The organism is Acidovorax sp. HDW3, from assembly GCF_011303755.1.
Classification (GTDB): Bacteria; Pseudomonadota; Gammaproteobacteria; order Burkholderiales; family Burkholderiaceae_C; genus Paenacidovorax.
This window is the reverse complement of record NZ_CP049885.1, coordinates 2,947,824-2,963,316: the sequence shown is the minus strand read 5'-3', so window position 1 is coordinate 2,963,316 and position 15,493 is coordinate 2,947,824. Positions and strand designations below refer to the sequence as shown.

General features: G+C 65.5%; 18 protein-coding genes. 16 read left to right on the top strand and 2 right to left on the bottom strand.

All coding sequences use genetic code 11. From position 1 onward, the window contains the following. Positions 1–23: 23 nt before the first annotated feature. Positions 24–1,082: an AraC family transcriptional regulator gene (locus G7045_RS13775; RefSeq protein WP_166160149.1), complete on the top strand. Its 1,059-nt coding sequence runs from the start codon at positions 24–26 to the stop codon at positions 1,080–1,082. A 39-nt stretch (positions 1,083–1,121) separates the two neighbouring features. Next, the gene (locus G7045_RS13770) at positions 1,122–1,619 is read left to right on the top strand and encodes a hemerythrin domain-containing protein (RefSeq protein WP_166160148.1); all 498 of its coding nucleotides are present in this window, start codon (positions 1,122–1,124) and stop codon (positions 1,617–1,619) included. 14 nt (positions 1,620–1,633) lie between these two features. On the opposite strand, the gene G7045_RS13765 is transcribed toward G7045_RS13770, so the two are convergent. Further along, entirely contained in the window at positions 1,634–2,755 is a 1,122-nt protein-coding gene (locus tag G7045_RS13765; protein ID WP_205737196.1) for a magnesium transporter CorA family protein, read from the bottom strand. Between the two features lie 36 nt (positions 2,756–2,791). Then, positions 2,792–3,802, bottom strand: a complete 1,011-nt coding sequence (gene hemB / locus G7045_RS13760) for a porphobilinogen synthase (protein WP_166160147.1) — start codon at positions 3,800–3,802, stop codon at positions 2,792–2,794. Positions 3,803–3,900: 98 nt separating this feature from the next. Here hemB and G7045_RS13755 point away from each other — a divergent pair, with 98 nt between their 5' ends. From G7045_RS13755 to rplW, 14 genes are all read left to right on the top strand, one after another. Then, positions 3,901–4,584, top strand: coding sequence for a ligase (locus G7045_RS13755; RefSeq protein WP_240919235.1), 684 nt, complete (start codon positions 3,901–3,903; stop codon positions 4,582–4,584). A gap of 127 nt (positions 4,585–4,711) precedes the next feature. After that, positions 4,712–5,140, top strand: a complete 429-nt coding sequence (locus tag G7045_RS13750; protein ID WP_166160146.1) for a CopD family protein — start codon at positions 4,712–4,714, stop codon at positions 5,138–5,140. 14 nt (positions 5,141–5,154) lie between these two features. Further along, positions 5,155–6,285 carry a VanZ family protein gene (locus tag G7045_RS13745; RefSeq protein ID WP_166160145.1) on the top strand — a complete coding sequence of 377 codons (1,131 nt, stop codon included), beginning with the start codon at positions 5,155–5,157 and terminating at the stop codon, positions 6,283–6,285. Next, positions 6,278–6,619 (top strand): ferredoxin, encoded by a 342-nt coding sequence (locus tag G7045_RS13740; RefSeq protein ID WP_166160144.1) that lies wholly within the window; start codon positions 6,278–6,280, stop codon positions 6,617–6,619. The genes G7045_RS13745 and G7045_RS13740 overlap by 8 nt, the downstream gene beginning before the upstream one ends. Before the next feature lie 65 nt (positions 6,620–6,684). Continuing rightward, positions 6,685–7,320: an alpha/beta hydrolase gene (locus G7045_RS13735; RefSeq protein WP_166160143.1), complete on the top strand. Its 636-nt coding sequence runs from the start codon at positions 6,685–6,687 to the stop codon at positions 7,318–7,320. A gap of 25 nt (positions 7,321–7,345) precedes the next feature. Continuing rightward, a complete protein-coding gene (locus tag G7045_RS13730) occupies positions 7,346–8,518 on the top strand; it encodes a D-alanyl-D-alanine carboxypeptidase family protein (protein WP_166160142.1) in 1,173 nt (390 codons plus the stop codon). A 127-nt stretch (positions 8,519–8,645) separates the two neighbouring features. Further along, positions 8,646–9,023, top strand: a complete 378-nt coding sequence (gene rpsL, locus G7045_RS13725) for a 30S ribosomal protein S12 (RefSeq protein ID WP_166160141.1) — start codon at positions 8,646–8,648, stop codon at positions 9,021–9,023. Positions 9,024–9,191: 168 nt separating this feature from the next. Next, entirely contained in the window at positions 9,192–9,665 is a 474-nt protein-coding gene (rpsG, locus tag G7045_RS13720) for a 30S ribosomal protein S7 (protein WP_054258029.1), read from the top strand. A gap of 84 nt (positions 9,666–9,749) precedes the next feature. Next, positions 9,750–11,858: an elongation factor G gene (fusA, locus tag G7045_RS13715; protein WP_166160140.1), complete on the top strand. Its 2,109-nt coding sequence runs from the start codon at positions 9,750–9,752 to the stop codon at positions 11,856–11,858. Between the two features lie 282 nt (positions 11,859–12,140). Then, entirely contained in the window at positions 12,141–13,331 is a 1,191-nt protein-coding gene (gene tuf, locus G7045_RS13710) for an elongation factor Tu (protein WP_166160078.1), read from the top strand. Between the two features lie 24 nt (positions 13,332–13,355). Further along, the gene (rpsJ, locus tag G7045_RS13705) at positions 13,356–13,667 is read left to right on the top strand and encodes a 30S ribosomal protein S10 (protein WP_005796953.1); all 312 of its coding nucleotides are present in this window, start codon (positions 13,356–13,358) and stop codon (positions 13,665–13,667) included. A 218-nt stretch (positions 13,668–13,885) separates the two neighbouring features. After that, a complete protein-coding gene (gene rplC, locus G7045_RS13700; RefSeq protein ID WP_166160139.1) occupies positions 13,886–14,560 on the top strand; it encodes a 50S ribosomal protein L3 in 675 nt (224 codons plus the stop codon). Beyond that, positions 14,560–15,180: a 50S ribosomal protein L4 gene (rplD, locus tag G7045_RS13695; protein ID WP_166160138.1), complete on the top strand. Its 621-nt coding sequence runs from the start codon at positions 14,560–14,562 to the stop codon at positions 15,178–15,180. Before rplC ends, rplD begins: the two co-directional genes overlap by 1 nt. Next, positions 15,177–15,491, top strand: a complete 315-nt coding sequence (rplW, locus tag G7045_RS13690; RefSeq protein ID WP_166160137.1) for a 50S ribosomal protein L23 — start codon at positions 15,177–15,179, stop codon at positions 15,489–15,491. The genes rplD and rplW overlap by 4 nt, the downstream gene beginning before the upstream one ends. Positions 15,492–15,493 lie beyond the last annotated feature (2 nt).

Genomic DNA, 15,493 nt, shown 5'->3' with positions numbered 1-15,493 from the left:
CGCGCCTGTTTTGCCATTGCGCCATGACGCCACCTTCTTGTTCGATTGCGCCAGGCGCGCCGCTGCGCGTCATTGCTCCCTACGCCCGCACCCTGTGGGACGCGGCCCTGGCGGCCGGCGTGCCGCCGGCCCAGTGTGGCGCGCCGCCGGGCGAGGACGATGTGCCCGTGGCCCAGTACCTGGCGCTGCTGCAGCAGGCGCTGGCGCACGCCGGGCCGGGCTTTGGCTGGTGCCTGGGGCAAAGCGTCAAGCCCACCAGCTACGGCGTCAACGGCATCTTGCTGCTGGCCTGCGGCACCCTGGGCGAGGCGCTGGCGCAGGTGCTGCGCTTTGAAGCCCTGGTGCACGACCTGGGGCGCTCGACCCTCACGCGCCAGGGCACCGTGGTGGTGTACGAATGGCGCAACGCCCACGCCAGCCACCCGGCGGCGGCGGCGCTGGTGGAGTCGGTGTTTGCCGGCATCCACACCTGCGCCCAGTGGCTGCTGGGCCAGCCTCTGGTGGGGGTGCAGGTGGAGTTTGCCCACCCGGCGCCGGATGCGGTCACGGCGGCAGCCCTGGCCCAGGCCAGCGGCGCGCAGCTGGCCTGGGGCGCGCCGGCGCACCGGGCGCGGTTCCCGGCCGCCTGGCTCGATTGGCCGCTGCCGCAAACCCACCCCGGTCTGCTGCCACTCTTGCAGCGCCACGCCGAGGAGCTGCTGCGCGCGCGCCAGCCCGACGCCGCCGACATCGTCGCCCGGGTGCGCCAGTGCATCTCGCAGCGCCTGGGGCCGCAGGGCGTGCGCCTGGCCGATGTGGCCGCCGACCTGCAGCTGGCGCCGCGCACGCTGCAGCGGCGCCTGGCCGAGGCCGGATGGGCCTTTCAGGGCCTGCTCGACGGCACGCGCCACGCCCTGGCCTGCCACTACCTGCGCCAGACGCCCATGGCCCTGGCCGACATTGGCCAGCTGCTCGGTTACCAGGAGGCGGCGGCGTTCCACCATGCCTTCAAGCAGTGGCAGGGCCAGGGGCCGGGGCAGTACCGGGCGCGTGCCGGCGCCGATCTGGACGGATGTCAAGCGGGTGCCAGCACCGCGCGGTAAGCTTGCGCCCCCGTTGAGAACACCAAGGAATTTGTCCGCATGGCTGCATTGGAATGGTCGCCCGCCCTGGAACTGGGCGTGGCGCGCATGGATGACACACACCGCGAATTCGTCGCCCTGCTGGCCGAGGTCGAGGCCGCAGACGATGCCGCCCTGCTGCCCGCCTGGCAGGCGCTGATCGCGCACACGCAGCAGCATTTCGACCAGGAAGACTTCTGGATGGCGGCCACGCGCTTTGCCGCCGGCAACTGCCACAGTACCCAGCACGCGGCCGTGCTCAAGGTCATGCGCGAAGGCGCCAAGCAGGGCGCGGCCGGCAACCTGGCGCTGGTGCGCTCGATGGCGGCGGAGCTGGTGCACTGGTTCCCGATTCACGCCGACAGCATGGACGCCGCCCTGGCGCAGCACCTGCAGCAGGTCGGCTACGACCCCGCCAGCGGCCAGCTCGCCCGCCCCGAGGCCCTGCCCGGGGAGCTGATCCACGGCTGCAGCAGCACCTGTGGCGACGACGACCTGGCCCCCGCCGCCGTGGCGTAACCTGCCAAGACTTGTTAGCGCTCGCTGCGCGCCAGATAGCGTTTGCGCCAGAAAAACAGCACCAGCGCCAGCGCCATGCCAGCCATGCTGGCCAGGGCCCACCAAAAGCCGTGCTGCTGGTGAATCAGCGGTAGGACATCGAAGTTCATGCCGAAAATGCCAGCCACCAGGTTCAGCGGCAGGAACACCGCCGTCACGGCGGTGAGGGTGCGCATGATGTCGTTGGTGCGGTTGCTTTGCACGCTGAAATGCATCTGCACGGCCGTTTCGGTGCTGCTCTCCAGGCGCCGCACGTGGTGTGCGACGCGTTCGATGTGTTCGAGCAGGTCGCGGCTGCGCACCTTGAGCAGGTCGAGCTCGCGCAGCGCCTGTGCGTGCTCGGGCGCCTGCCATTCTTCCAGGGCCTCGATCCAGTCCTGCACCGCGCTGCGCTGGTCTTCGCACACTTCGTCGAGCTCGTGCAGCGCCAGGCGCGCATCGAGCAGGGCACTCCAGTTCGTAAAGCGCGTCCTGGGCAGCAGCAGCTCGGATTGCCAGTGGTCGAGCTGGCGCGAGAGCTCGCGGCGCAGCTCCAGAAAGCCATCGACGATGTAGCCCAGGGTGCGCAGCATCAGGTCGGCGCTGCTGGCGGGCAGGCGCGCGCCGGCGCTGGCCTGGCCTTCGCGCGGGTCGGTGGGCTGGGCGGCGAGCAGCCGGGCGGCGTAGGCTTCGCGCACCACGCAATCTTCGGGGTGCACCGACAGCAGCAGTTGGTCGAACAGGGCAAAGCCCAGCGGGCTGGTGTCGATGCGGCGCAGCACCGGCGGGCCGCCGCGCCGGGGGGCGCTGGATTCGGGCGGCTGCTCGGGGTTGGCGCTGGCCACCAGGCGGCGAAATACCAGCAGGTCGTAGTGCTGGGTGTAGTCGTAGCCCGAGGGCCGCTGGGCGTTGAGCAGGTCCGAGACGTGCAGGTCCACCAGCGGCTGGCCCGTCACGGCCTGCAGCGCCGCCTGCAGCGGCTCCAGGGCCTCTTGCAAGGCGCTGCGCGTGCAGGCGAGCCAGTAAAAGCCCTGCGCCGGCGGCGCGCTGGGCAGGGCGCCGAGCTCGCGCACGCCCTGGCCGGGTTGCAGGTGGAATACGCGAAAAGCAGGGGTCAAATCAGCCTCCAGCGCTTGCCAGATAAGCGCAAGCAGCTATTGTTTTTGTAGCAATCGTGCCGCGTCGCGGGCAAAGTAGGTGAGGATGCCGTCGGCACCGGCGCGCTTGAAGGCCAAGAGCGCCTCCAGCATCACGGCGTCGTGGTCGAGCCAGCCCTGGGCGGCGGCGGCCTTGAGCATGGCGTACTCGCCCGACACCTGGTAGGCGAAGGTCGGCACCTTGAACTCGTCCTTGACGCGGCGCACCATGTCCAGGTACGGCATCCCGGGCTTGACCATGACCATGTCGGCGCCTTCGGCAATATCGAGCGCCACCTCGCGCAGCGCCTCGTCGGTGTTCGCCGGGTCCATCTGGTAGACGTTTTTATCCGCCTTGCCCAGGGCGCCGCGCGTGCCCACGGCGTCGCGAAACGGGCCGTAGAAGGCGCTGGCGTACTTGGCGCTGTAGGCCATGATGCGGGTGTGGATGTGGCCGTGCGCCTCCAGCGCCTCGCGGATGGCGCCAATGCGCCCGTCCATCATGTCGCTGGGCGCGACCATGTCCACGCCAGCCTCGGCGTGCGCCAGCGCCTGGCCGACGAGGAGCTCGACGGTCTCGTCGTTGATGATGTAGCCCGTGTCGTCGAGCACGCCGTCCTGGCCGTGGCTGGTGTAGGGGTCGAGTGCGACGTCGGTCATCACGCCCAGCTGCGGAAACTCCGCCTTGAGGCGGCGCACCACCTGCGGGATCAGGCCGTCGGGGTTGAGCGCCTCTTTGCCGTCGGGCGTTTTGAGCGCGCCGTCGATGGCCGGGAACAGCGCCAGGTAGGGAATGCCCAGCTGCATGCATTCGGCCGCCACGGGCAGCAGCAGGTCGAGCGACAGGCGCTCCACACCGGGCATGGAGGGCACGGCCTCGCGGCGGTTCTCGCCCGCGTGCACGAACACCGGGTAGATGAAATCGTGCGCCGACAGGCGGTGCTCGCGCACCAGGTTGCGGGTGAAGGCATCGCGGCGCAGGCGGCGCGGGCGATTCGTCGGGAAGGGGGTAGGGCTGGACAGATGCATGGGCGCCGATTGTGCGATAGCTGCGTTAGCCTTGGGGCTTTCGCCGGAGAGCCGCCATCGCCACCATCGCCCAGGAGCAGGCCTGGAACCACCTGCAAATGCAAGCGCCCCTGCCCGCCCCGCGCTGGCGGGTATGGACTTTCGACGCCCCCGCCGTCGTCCTTGGCTGCGCCCAGCGCCAGCACCTGGAGGCAGCGCGCGCGCGCTGGCCGCAGGGCTGGGAGCTGCTGCAGCGGCCCTCGGGCGGCGGCGCGGTGTTGACCGGGCCGTGGATGGTCAGCTGCTCCGTCGCCCTGCCACCCACGCACCCCTGGCTGCAAGGGCGCCTGCCCGACAGCTACCGCGCCCTGGGCGAGCTGCACGTGCAGGTGCTGCAGCAGCTGGGCGTGCCCAGCCGCGCCCTGCCGGGCGATGAGGTCGCCGCTGGCAACGCACGCCTGGGGCCGGTGGTCGATTGGGCCTGCTACGGCAGCCTGGCACCCTGGGAGGTGGTGGACGTGCAGCAGGGGCGCAAGCTCGTCGGCCTGGCGCAGCGGCGCCAGCGCCACGGCGTGCTGCTGGTGGCCGGCACCCTGGTCGCGCCGCCCGACTGGGCGCTGCTGTGCCAGGCCCTGGGCCAGCCGCAGGACCTGGCGGCGGTGCAGGCGCGCACCGTCAGCTGCGCCGATTTGTGTGCCCAGGCGCCCAGCGTCGCGCTTTTTGCCGCGCGGCTGCGGGCGGCGCTGGAGGCGGCCCTGGGGGTGCAGGAAAGCGCCCTTGCAGCGCCCGCCGGCGGGTGCTAGATTGCCTGCGGGCGGCTTGCCGCCCCCCGCTTTTCCTCCCTGAGCGGGGCCTGGGACGGCTGCAAGGCCCAGCAGGCTTACTCGCCCGGCCCCGCGCCGGGCTTTTTTTGCCCCTACACTGCCCGCCATGCTCTGGGTCAAAGCCTTTCACATCGTCTTTATTGCCAGTTGGTTCGCTGGCCTGTTCTACCTGCCGCGCATCTACGTCAACCTGGCCATGGTGGCGCCGGGTTCGGTGGCCGAGCGCGAGCGCCTGCTGCTGATGGCGCGCAAGCTGCTGCGCTTTAGCACCTTGCTGGCCGTGCCCGCCATCGGCCTGGGCCTGTGGCTGTGGCTGGGCTACGGCATTGGGCGCGGCCCGGGCAACGGCTGGCTGCACGCCAAGCTCTCGGTGGTGGTGCTGGCTGTGCTCTACCACGGCTACTGCGCGCGCCTGCTGCGCCAGTTCGCGGCCAATGCCTGCCGGTGCAGCCATGTGTGGTTGCGCTGGTTCAACGAAATCCCGGTGCTGCTGCTGGTCGCCGCCGTGCTGCTGGTGGTGCTCAAGCCGTTTTAAACCTGGATGGCGGCGTGGCACACAAAACCATCGCCTGGCCGCTGGCGCTCAGCTATGCCGCGCTGATCGTTTTTGCCAGCCTGTTTCCGTTTGGCGGCTGGCGGGCGCAGGGCATTTCGCCCTGGGAGTTTTGGGCCGCACCCATTCCGCCGCCGTACTGGACCTGGTTTGACGTCAACGCCAACTGGGCTGGCTACGCGCCGCTGGGTTTTTTGCTCGCGCTGGCGCTGATGCGCTCGGGCTGGCGGCGCAGCGCCTGGGTGCTGGCGGCGCTGGCGGGGGCGCTGCTGTCGCTGGCGCTGGAGTTTTTGCAGATTTACCTGCCCCAGCGCGTGTCCTCCAACCTCGATTGGCTGCTCAACAGCGGCGGCAGCCTGTTGGGCGCGCTGCTGGCGGCGCTGCTCGAACGCGCGGGCGCCATCGACCACTGGGCGCGCTTTCGGGCGCGCTGGTTCGTGCCGCAGGCGCATGGTGCGCTGGTGTTGCTGGCGCTGTGGCCGCCGGCGCTGCTGTTCCCCACCGCCTTGCCGTTTGGCCTGGGCCAGGTGCAAGAGCGCCTGGAGGCCGCTGCCGCCGAGGTGCTCGACGGCACGCCGTTTCTCGACTGGCTGCCCCTGGGCGGCGCACCGCTGGAGCCGCTGGCACGCAGCACCGAGGTGCTGTGCGTGCTGCTGGGCCTGCTGGTGCCGGGGCTGCTGGGCTACAGCGTGATGGCGCAGCGCGGGCGGCGGGTGCGCTTTGCCCTGGTGATGCTGGCGTTGGGCGTGGCGGTCACGGCCTTGTCTGCCGCCCTGGCCTGGGGGCCGCAACATGCGTGGGACGGTTTGGGCAGCCTGCCCGTGCGCCTGGGCCTGGCGCTCGCGCCTGTGCTGCTGCTCTTGGCCTTGCTGCTGCCGGTGCGCGCCTGCGCGGCGCTGGCGCTGCTGGCGTTGGTGCTGCACCTGAGCCTGCTCAACCAGGCGCCGACCAGCGCCTACTTTGCGCAAACCCTGCAGCAGTGGGAGCAGGGGCGCTTTGTGCGCTTTTATGGCCTGTCGCAGTGGCTCGGCTGGCTCTGGCCCTATGCCACGTTGCTGGTGTTGGTGCTGCGCCTGTCGCGGCGCGAGCGCCGGGGCGGCGAACCTACAATCGCGCCCCATGACTGATGCCCGCCCCCCGTATTTCGCCCGCCACATCTTCTTTTGCACCAACGAGCGCGCCAATGGCGAAGCCTGTTGCGCCCAGCACGGCGCGCAGGCTGCGTTCGAGCGCTGCAAGGCGCAGGTCAAGGCCCTGGGCCTGGCCGGCGTGGGCCAGGTGCGCGTGAACAAGGCCGGCTGCCTTGACCGCTGCGCCGCCGGCCCGGTGGCGGTGGTCTATCCCGAGGGCGTGTGGTACTCCTACGTCGATGCCGCTGATATTGATGAGATCGTCGAGTCGCACCTGAAAAACGGCCAGGTGGTCGAGCGCCTGCTGACGCCGCCGGAACTCGGGCGCTAAAACCTGCTCTATAGGCTGCTGGCGCTTGCCAGATAAGCGCGAGCAGCTATCAAAAGGATAGTATTTTGAATGCCCAGACTGAACGCCTGAGCCTGGTGGGTGCTGCGGGCGCCATCGAGGCGCTGCGTGACTTGCCGCCCGCTGGCGTTGCCGTGCGCGGCGTCGCCGTCATTGCCCACCCGCACCCGCTGTTTGGCGGCACCATGGAGAACAAGGTGGTGCAGACGCTGGCGCGCGCCTTTGTCGCTGGCGGCTACCAGGCGGTGCGCTTTAATTTTCGGGGCGTGGGTGCTTCGGACGGCCATTACGACGCCGGAGCGGGCGAGCTCGACGATTTGCTCGCCGTGGTGCAGCAAAGCGCACCCCAAGGGCCGCTGGCGCTGGCCGGCTTTTCCTTTGGTGCCTTCGTCACCAGCCACGCACTGCAGCAGCTGTGGCCGCAGCGCGGCGTGCAGCACGCCGTGCTGGTGGGCACGGCGGCGAGCCGTTTTGACGTGGCGCCCGTGCCGCCCGAGGCGCAGCTGCGCACCCTGGTGGTGCACGGCGAGCACGACGAGACCGTGCCCCTGGCGAGCGTCATGGACTGGGCGCGGCCGCAGCTGCTGCCCGTGACCGTGGTGCCCGGCGGCGGGCATTTCTTCCACGGCCAGCTGCCGCTGTTGAAAAACCTGGTGCTGCGCCATCTGCAGACGCAGTGCTGACCCCTCTTTTTGCAAAGGTTTTGCCATGATTGAACCCCGTCCCGCCCTGCGCGCCCTGGTGCTGGCCGCTGCTGCGGCCCTGCCCGCCGTGCTTTTTGCGCAAGTGAGTGCGCCCCAACCGCCCGAGATTGCCGCCCGCAACTACCTGTTGGTGGACGTGACCGCTGGCCAGGTGCTGGCCGCCAAGGACATCGACGCGCCGGTGGAGCAGGCGTCGCTGACCAAGCTCATGACCGGCTACCTGGTGTTTGATGCCCTGCGCGCCAAAAAAATCACGCTGGAGCAAAAACTGCCCGTGAGCGAGCGCGCCTGGAAGATGCCGGGCTCGCGCATGTTCATCGACCCCAAGATGCAGGTGCCGGTGGACGATTTGCTCAAGGGCATGATCGTGCAGTCGGGCAACGACGCCACCATGGCCCTGGCCGAGGGCGTGGGCGGCACGGCAGAAAACTTTGTGCGCCTCATGAACGAGCAGGCCAAGGCCCTGGGCATGAATGGCACGCAGTACAAAAACCCCGAGGGCCTGACCGAGCCCGGCCACACCACCACGGCGCGCGACCTGGCGACGCTGGCAACGCGCCTGATGCAGGACTTTCCGGAGTACCTGCATTACTACTCGACCAAGCAGTACCGCTACGAGGGCACACCGGCATCGAACAGCAATAACCGCAACCTGCTGCTGTTTCGTGACCCGAGCGTCGATGGCCTGAAGACCGGCCACACCGCCGCCGCTGGCTATTGCCTGGTGTCCACCGCCAAGCGCGACTTTCCCCAGGTGGGCCAGCGCCGCCTGCTCTCCATCGTTCTGGGCACGGCCAGCGAGAACGCCCGTGCCAACGAAAGCCAGAAGCTGCTCAACTGGGGCTACACCGCGTATGACGCGGTCAAGCTGTTCGACGCCGGCCAGCCCGTGGCCGAGCCGGCGCTGTGGAAGGGCAAGCAAAACAAGCTCAAGATTGGCCGCGAGCAGGCCATCGTCGTCACCGTGCCTGGCGGCAGTGCGGGCAAGGTCAGCACGCACATCGTGCGCCAGGAACCCTTGATTGCGCCCATCACCAAGGGTCAGCAGGTGGGCACGCTCAAAGTCTCGGTCGGTGACCAGGCCGTGGCCGAGGTGCCGCTGGTGGCTCTGGAGGGTGTGGAGCAGGCAGGCATCTTTGGCCGCGCCTGGGATGCCATTCGGCTCTGGATCAAGTAAGCCGGCTGCGGTGCGCGGGGGCTTGCCAAGCGCGGCCCCTGCTGCTACGATTGAGGGCTTTTCGGAATTTTCCGAAGGGCTTCACGTTTTCGCTTTTTAAGCATTTTCACGTTTAGGGACGTATCTAATGCCAACCATTAACCAGCTCATTCGCCATGGGCGCGAGGTCGAGACTGTCAAGTCCAAGAGCCCCGCCATGGAAAACTGCCCGCAGCGCCGTGGCGTGTGCACCCGTGTGTACACCACGACGCCCAAGAAGCCTAACTCCGCTCTGCGTAAGGTTGCCAAGGTGCGCCTGACCAACGGTTTTGAGGTCATCTCCTACATCGGCGGCGAAGGCCACAACCTGCAAGAGCACAGCGTCGTGCTGGTGCGCGGCGGCCGTGTGAAGGACTTGCCCGGTGTGCGTTACCACATCGTGCGCGGTTCGCTTGACCTGCAAGGCGTCAAGGACCGCAAGCAGTCGCGCTCCAAGTACGGCGCCAAGAAGCCCAAGGCCAAGTAAGCCCTGTCGCTTTGACAATTTCGGTGCTGGCCCCGCGTGGCGCGGTGGTGCAGCGTAGTGACCCCCAAGTGCAGTCGTTTTTGCATGGGTCGAGTAAGTGGGAGTCCAGTTGTTTGGCTCTCGCGGTGCCTGAAATGGTGCCAACTGAAGCAAAGATAGAGGTAAAAAATGCCACGTCGTCGCGAAGTCCCCAAACGTGAAATCCTGCCGGATCCCAAGTTCGGCAACGTCGAGCTGTCCAAATTCATGAACGTGATCATGGAAGGCGGCAAGAAGGCAGTTGCAGAGCGCATCATTTACGGCGCCCTGGAGCTGATCGAGAAGAAGCAGCCCGAGAAGAATGCCCTGGAGGTGTTCACCACGGCCATCAACAACGTCAAGCCCATGGTGGAAGTGAAATCCCGCCGCGTGGGTGGCGCCAACTACCAGGTGCCGGTGGAAGTGCGCCCGGTGCGCCGCCTGGCCCTGTCGATGCGCTGGATCAAGGAAGCCGCCCGCAAGCGTGGCGAAAAGTCCATGGCCCAACGCCTGGCCAACGAGCTGATGGAAGCCACCGAAGGCCGTGGCGGCGCCATGAAGCGCCGTGACGAAGTGCACCGCATGGCCGAAGCCAACAAGGCCTTCAGCCACTTCCGCTTCTAATCCTCGCATCCCCTCGAAGGCCGGGAGCCCGCTCGTCACCCTTTGGACGACCGGGCTCTTGGCCGTTAACGAAAGACCATCACCATGGCACGCAAAACCCCCATCGAGCGTTACCGTAACATCGGTATCTCGGCCCACATCGACGCCGGCAAGACCACCACCACCGAGCGTATCCTGTTCTACACCGGCGTGACCCACAAGCTGGGCGAAGTGCACGACGGCGCGGCCACCACCGACTGGATGGAGCAGGAGCAAGAGCGCGGCATCACCATCACGTCCGCCGCCGTGACCTGCTTCTGGAAGGGTATGGACATGTCCTACCCCGAACACCGTTTCAACATCATCGACACCCCCGGCCACGTGGACTTCACCATTGAGGTGGAGCGCTCCATGCGCGTGCTCGACGGCGCCTGCATGGTGTACTGTGCCGTGGGTGGCGTGCAGCCGCAGTCGGAAACCGTCTGGCGTCAGGCCAACAAGTACAAGGTGCCGCGTCTGGCGTTCGTCAACAAGATGGACCGTACCGGCGCCAACTTCTTCAAGGTCTACGACCAGATGAAGCTGCGCCTGAAGGCCAACCCCGTGCCCGTGGTGATCCCGATTGGCGCTGAAGACAACTTCAAGGGCGTGGTCGATCTGCTCAAGATGAAGGCCATCCTGTGGGATGAGGCTTCGCAGGGCATGAAGTTTGACTACGCTGACATCCCGGCCGAGCTGGCTGCGGACGCCCAGAAGTGGCGCGAGAACATGATCGAAGCCGCTGCGGAGTCCAGCGAAGAGCTGATGAACAAGTACCTTGAAGAGGGTGACCTGTCCGAAGCCGAGATCAAGCTGGGCCTGCGCACCCGCACCATCGCCACCGAAATTCAGCCCATGCTGTGCGGTACCGCGTTCAAGAACAAAGGCGTGCAGCGTATGCTCGACGCCGTGATCGACTACCTGCCTTCGCCCGTGGACATCGACGACGTGGGCGGCACCGACCCCGACGACGAAGAGAAAAAAATCACCCGCAAGGCGGACGACGGCGAGAAATTCTCGGCCCTGGCGTTCAAGCTCATGACCGACCCCTTCGTCGGCCAGCTGACCTTTGTGCGTGTGTACTCCGGCGTGCTCTCCAAGGGCGACACGGTGTACAACTCGGTCAAAGGCAAGAAAGAGCGCATCGGCCGTATCGTGCAGATGCACGCCAACGAGCGTATCGAAGTGGAAGAAATCCGCGCTGGCGACATCGCTGCCTGCGTGGGCCTCAAGGATGTGACCACCGGTGAAACCCTGTGCGACGTGGACAGCCCGATCACGCTCGAACGCATGGTCTTCCCCGAGCCCGTGATTGCGCAGGCCGTCGAGCCCAAGACCAAGGCTGACCAGGAAAAGATGGGTATTGCCCTGTCGCGCCTGGCGTCCGAAGATCCGTCGTTCCGCGTGCGTACCGACGAAGAGTCGGGCCAGACCATCATCGCCGGCATGGGCGAGCTGCACCTGGAAATCATCGTGGACCGCATGAAGCGCGAGTTCAACGTCGAAGCCAACGTCGGCAAGCCCCAGGTGGCCTACCGCGAAACCATCCGCAATACCGTCAAGGACGTGGATGGCAAGTTCGTGCGCCAGTCCGGTGGTAAGGGCCAGTACGGTCACGTCGTGTTCCGCCTGGAACCCAACGAGCCGGGCAAGGGCTTTGAGTTTCTGGACGAAATCAAGGGCGGCGTGGTGCCGCGCGAGTACATCCCGGCAGTCGAAAAGGGCGTGATCGAAGCCCTGACGGCCGGCGTGCTGGCCGGCTACCCGGTGGTGGACGTGAAGGTTGCGCTGACCTTCGGTTCGTACCACGACGTGGACTCGTCGGAGCAGGCGTTCAAGATGGCCGCCATCTTCGGTTTCAAGGAAGCTGCCCGCAAGGCCAGCCCCGTCATCCTCGAGCCCATGATGGCCGTGGAAGTCGAGACGCCTGAAGACTACGCCGGTACCGTGATGGGTGACCTCTCCAGCCGTCGCGGCATGGTGCAGGGCATGGACGACATGGTCGGCGGCGGCAAGGCCATCAAGGCCGAAGTGCCGATGTCCGAAATGTTCGGCTACGCCACCACGCTGCGCTCCATGACGCAAGGCCGTGCCACCTACACGATGGAATTCAAGCATTACGCCGAAGCCCCGCGCAACGTGGCCGAAGCCATTGTTGCTGCCCGCGCAAAATAATGCCTAGGTGCCGGACCAAATTCGCGCAGCGAATTTGCTCGGGCACCTCTGACTGGGGGTGTCGGATCGAATTCGCGCAGCGAATTTTCTCGGATACCTCTGATTAGGTAAAAAATAGCCGTTTGCGCTTATCCAGCAAGCGCAAGCAGCTATTAATTCAATAGCAAAAGAATTTTTGCAATCTGCGACCCGGTGCCCCCTTGTTGTCCTGTGCGGGGGGATTGAGCAACCGGGTGCAGACGTTAAACCCCCACACAGGCATTGCTCTTTGGAGAGATTGATATGGCAAAAGAGAAATTTGAGCGGACTAAGCCGCACGTCAACGTTGGCACCATCGGCCACGTGGACCATGGCAAGACCACGCTGACCGCAGCGATCGCCACCGTGCTGTCCAAGAAGTTCGGCGGCGAAGCCAAGGACTACTCGCAGATCGACAACGCGCCCGAAGAAAAGGCCCGTGGCATCACCATCAACACCTCGCACGTCGAGTACGAAACCGCTGGCCGCCACTACGCCCACGTGGACTGCCCCGGCCACGCCGACTACGTGAAGAACATGATCACCGGCGCTGCCCAGATGGACGGCGCCATCCTGGTGTGCTCGGCCGCTGACGGCCCGATGCCCCAGACCCGTGAGCACATCCTGCTGGCCCGCCAGGTGGGCGTGCCCTACATCATCGTGTTCCTGAACAAGTGCGACATGGTGGACGACGAAGAGCTGCTCGAACTCGTCGAAATGGAAGTGCGCGAACTGCTGTCGAAGTACAGCTTCCCCGGCGACGACACCCCCATCATCCGTGGCTCGGCCAAGCTGGCCCTGGAAGGCGACACCGGCAAGCTCGGCGAAGAAGCCATCATGAAGCTGGCCGAAGCCCTGGACACCTACATCCCCACGCCTGAGCGCGCTGTGGACGGTGCCTTCCTGATGCCCGTGGAAGATGTGTTCTCCATCTCTGGCCGTGGCACCGTGGTGACCGGCCGCGTCGAGCGCGGCATCATCAAGGTCGGCGAAGAAATCGAAATCGTCGGCATCCGCGACACGCAAAAGACCACCTGCACGGGCGTGGAAATGTTCCGCAAGCTGCTCGACCAGGGCCAGGCTGGCGACAACGTCGGTCTGCTGCTGCGCGGCACCAAGCGCGAAGACGTCGAGCGCGGCCAAGTGCTGTGCAAGCCCGGCTCCATCAAGCCGCACACCCACTTCACGGCTGAGGTGTACGTGCTCTCCAAGGACGAAGGCGGCCGCCACACCCCGTTCTTCAACAACTACCGTCCGCAGTTCTACTTCCGCACGACCGACGTCACCGGCTCCATCGAGCTGCCGGCCGACAAGGAAATGGTCATGCCTGGCGACAACGTGTCGATCACCGTCAAGCTGATCAACCCCATCGCCATGGAAGAAGGTCTGCGCTTCGCTATCCGCGAAGGTGGCCGTACCGTCGGCGCCGGCGTGGTTGCCAAGATCATTGCGTAATCCTCACGTACGTCAGGAATACCTATGTCCAAGCAAAAAATCCGCATCCGCCTCAAGGCGTTCGATTACAAGCTGATCGACCAGTCCGCTGCCGAGATCGTTGACACCGCCAAGCGCACCGGTGCCATCGTCAAGGGCCCCGTGCCCCTGCCGACGCGCATGAAGCGTTTTGACATCCTGCGCTCGCCGCACGTCAACAAGACCAGCCGCGACCAGCTCGAAATCCGCACGCACCAGCGCCTGATGGATATCGTCGATCCCACCGACAAGACCGTGGACGCGCTGATGAAGCTCGACCTGCCGGCCGGCGTGGACGTCGAGATCAAGCTGCAGTAATGCCGCTTTGCAGTGCCCGTTAGCGGGCACTGCAACCCCAGTATGACGCGGGCTTGCTTGCAAAAGCAGTCCGCGTTATACTTTGCGGCTTCGCTTATCCCTTTGGGGTGGGCGAAGCTTTAATAACCCTCTTTCACAGCACGCAAGCCCATGGGCGAGCAAGGTGTAAACGGCGCAGCCAATTGAAGTTGCGGCGGTGAAAGCTCTGGAGAAAACCAATGAGTCTGTGCAACTCCCTCGGGTTGCTGGGCCGCAAGGTGGGCATGATGCGTCTGTTCACCGATGACGGGGAAGCCATTCCCGTCACGGTGGTGGATGTGTCCAACAACCGCGTGACCCAGGTCAAAACCCAAGAGAACGATGGCTACGTGGCCCTGCAGGTCACGTTCGGCGCACGCAAAGCTTCGCGTGTGACCAAGCCTGAAGCCGGCCACCTCGCCAAGGCAGGTGTCGAAGCCGGTGAAATCATCCGCGAATTCCCCGTGACCGCTGAAGTTGCTGGCAAGTACGCTGCTGGTGCCACCGTGCCCGTCGCTGACGTCTTCGCCGTGGGCCAGAAAGTGGACGTGCAAGGCACCTCCATCGGTAAGGGCTACGCCGGCACCATCAAGCGCCACAACTTCGGTTCGCAGCGCGCCTCGCACGGTAACAGCCGCTCGCACAACGTTCCTGGCTCCATCGGTATGGCGCAGGATCCGGGCCGCGTGTTCCCTGGCAAGAAGATGACTGGTCACATGGGCGATGAGACCGTGACTACCCAAAACCTCGACGTGGTTCGTATCGACGAAGCGCGTCAACTGCTCTTGATCAAGGGCGCTGTTCCGGGCTCCAAGGGTGGCTTCGTGACGGTGCGTCCCGCCATCAAGGCCAAAGCTTCCAAAGGAGCGAACTAATGCAGCTCGAACTCCTGAATGAACAGGGCCAGGCCGCGTCCAAGGTGGACGTTCCCGAGACCGTGTTCGATCGCCAATACAACGAAGACCTGATCCACCAGATCGTCGTCGCCTACCGCGCCAACGGCCGTCAGGGCACCCGTGCCCAGAAGGACCGCGAGCAGGTGCGCCACTCGACCAAGAAGCCCTTCAAGCAAAAGGGCACCGGCAACGCACGTGCCGGTATGACCTCCTCGCCGCTGTGGCGTGGGGGCGGTCGCATCTTCCCGAACCTGCCTGAAGAAAACTTCACGCAGAAGATCAACAAGAAGATGTACCGCGCCGGTATGGCCTGCATTCTGTCGCAGCTGGCGCGCGAAGGCCGCCTGGCTGTGGTCGATTCGCTCAAGGTCGAAACCCCCAAGACCAAGGTCCTGGCTGACAAGTTCAAGGCCATGAACCTGGAATCGGTGATGGTGATCGCCGACGAGGTCGATGAAAACCTGTACCTCGCTTCGCGCAATCTGAAGAACGTGTTCGTCGTTGAACCGCGTTATGCAGACCCCGTGTCGCTGGTGCACTTCAAGAAAGTGCTCGTCACCAAGGGCGCGATCGACAAACTCAAGGAGATGTTCGCATGAGCACACTCAAGTTTGACGAAGGTCGTCTGATGCAAGTGTTGGTTGCTCCCATCGTGTCCGAAAAGGCCACCATGGTTGCCGAAAAGTCCAACGCTGTGACGTTCAAAGTGCTGCAAAACGCCACCAAGCCCGAGATCAAAGCCGCTGTCGAGCTGCTGTTCAAGGTCGAAGTCAAGGGCGTTTCTGTGGTCAATACCAAAGGCAAGACCAAGCGCTTTGGCAAAACGATGGGCCGCCGCGACAACGTGCGCAAGGCTTACGTGACGCTCAAAGAAGGTCAAGAGCTGAACCTGTCCGGGGAGGCTGCGTAAAC

What these genes read in the sequence shown, in the direction of transcription:
- G7045_RS13775 (WP_166160149.1), top strand. Translation starts at nt 24, where the DNA reads ATGACGCCACCTTCTTGTTCGATTGCGCCAGGCGCGCCGCTGCGCGTC.
- G7045_RS13770 (WP_166160148.1), top strand. Translation starts at nt 1,122, where the DNA reads ATGGCTGCATTGGAATGGTCGCCCGCCCTGGAACTGGGCGTGGCGCGC.
- hemB (WP_166160147.1), bottom strand. Translation starts at nt 3,802, where the DNA reads ATGCATCTGTCCAGCCCTACCCCCTTCCCGACGAATCGCCCGCGCCGC.
- G7045_RS13755 (WP_240919235.1), top strand. Translation starts at nt 3,901, where the DNA reads ATGCAAGCGCCCCTGCCCGCCCCGCGCTGGCGGGTATGGACTTTCGAC.
- G7045_RS13750 (WP_166160146.1), top strand. Translation starts at nt 4,712, where the DNA reads ATGCTCTGGGTCAAAGCCTTTCACATCGTCTTTATTGCCAGTTGGTTC.
- G7045_RS13740 (WP_166160144.1), top strand. Translation starts at nt 6,278, where the DNA reads ATGACTGATGCCCGCCCCCCGTATTTCGCCCGCCACATCTTCTTTTGC.
- G7045_RS13730 (WP_166160142.1), top strand. Translation starts at nt 7,346, where the DNA reads ATGATTGAACCCCGTCCCGCCCTGCGCGCCCTGGTGCTGGCCGCTGCT.
- rpsL (WP_166160141.1), top strand. Translation starts at nt 8,646, where the DNA reads ATGCCAACCATTAACCAGCTCATTCGCCATGGGCGCGAGGTCGAGACT.
- rpsG (WP_054258029.1), top strand. Translation starts at nt 9,192, where the DNA reads ATGCCACGTCGTCGCGAAGTCCCCAAACGTGAAATCCTGCCGGATCCC.
- fusA (WP_166160140.1), top strand. Translation starts at nt 9,750, where the DNA reads ATGGCACGCAAAACCCCCATCGAGCGTTACCGTAACATCGGTATCTCG.
- tuf (WP_166160078.1), top strand. Translation starts at nt 12,141, where the DNA reads ATGGCAAAAGAGAAATTTGAGCGGACTAAGCCGCACGTCAACGTTGGC.
- rpsJ (WP_005796953.1), top strand. Translation starts at nt 13,356, where the DNA reads ATGTCCAAGCAAAAAATCCGCATCCGCCTCAAGGCGTTCGATTACAAG.
- rplC (WP_166160139.1), top strand. Translation starts at nt 13,886, where the DNA reads ATGAGTCTGTGCAACTCCCTCGGGTTGCTGGGCCGCAAGGTGGGCATG.
- rplD (WP_166160138.1), top strand. Translation starts at nt 14,560, where the DNA reads ATGCAGCTCGAACTCCTGAATGAACAGGGCCAGGCCGCGTCCAAGGTG.
- rplW (WP_166160137.1), top strand. Translation starts at nt 15,177, where the DNA reads ATGAGCACACTCAAGTTTGACGAAGGTCGTCTGATGCAAGTGTTGGTT.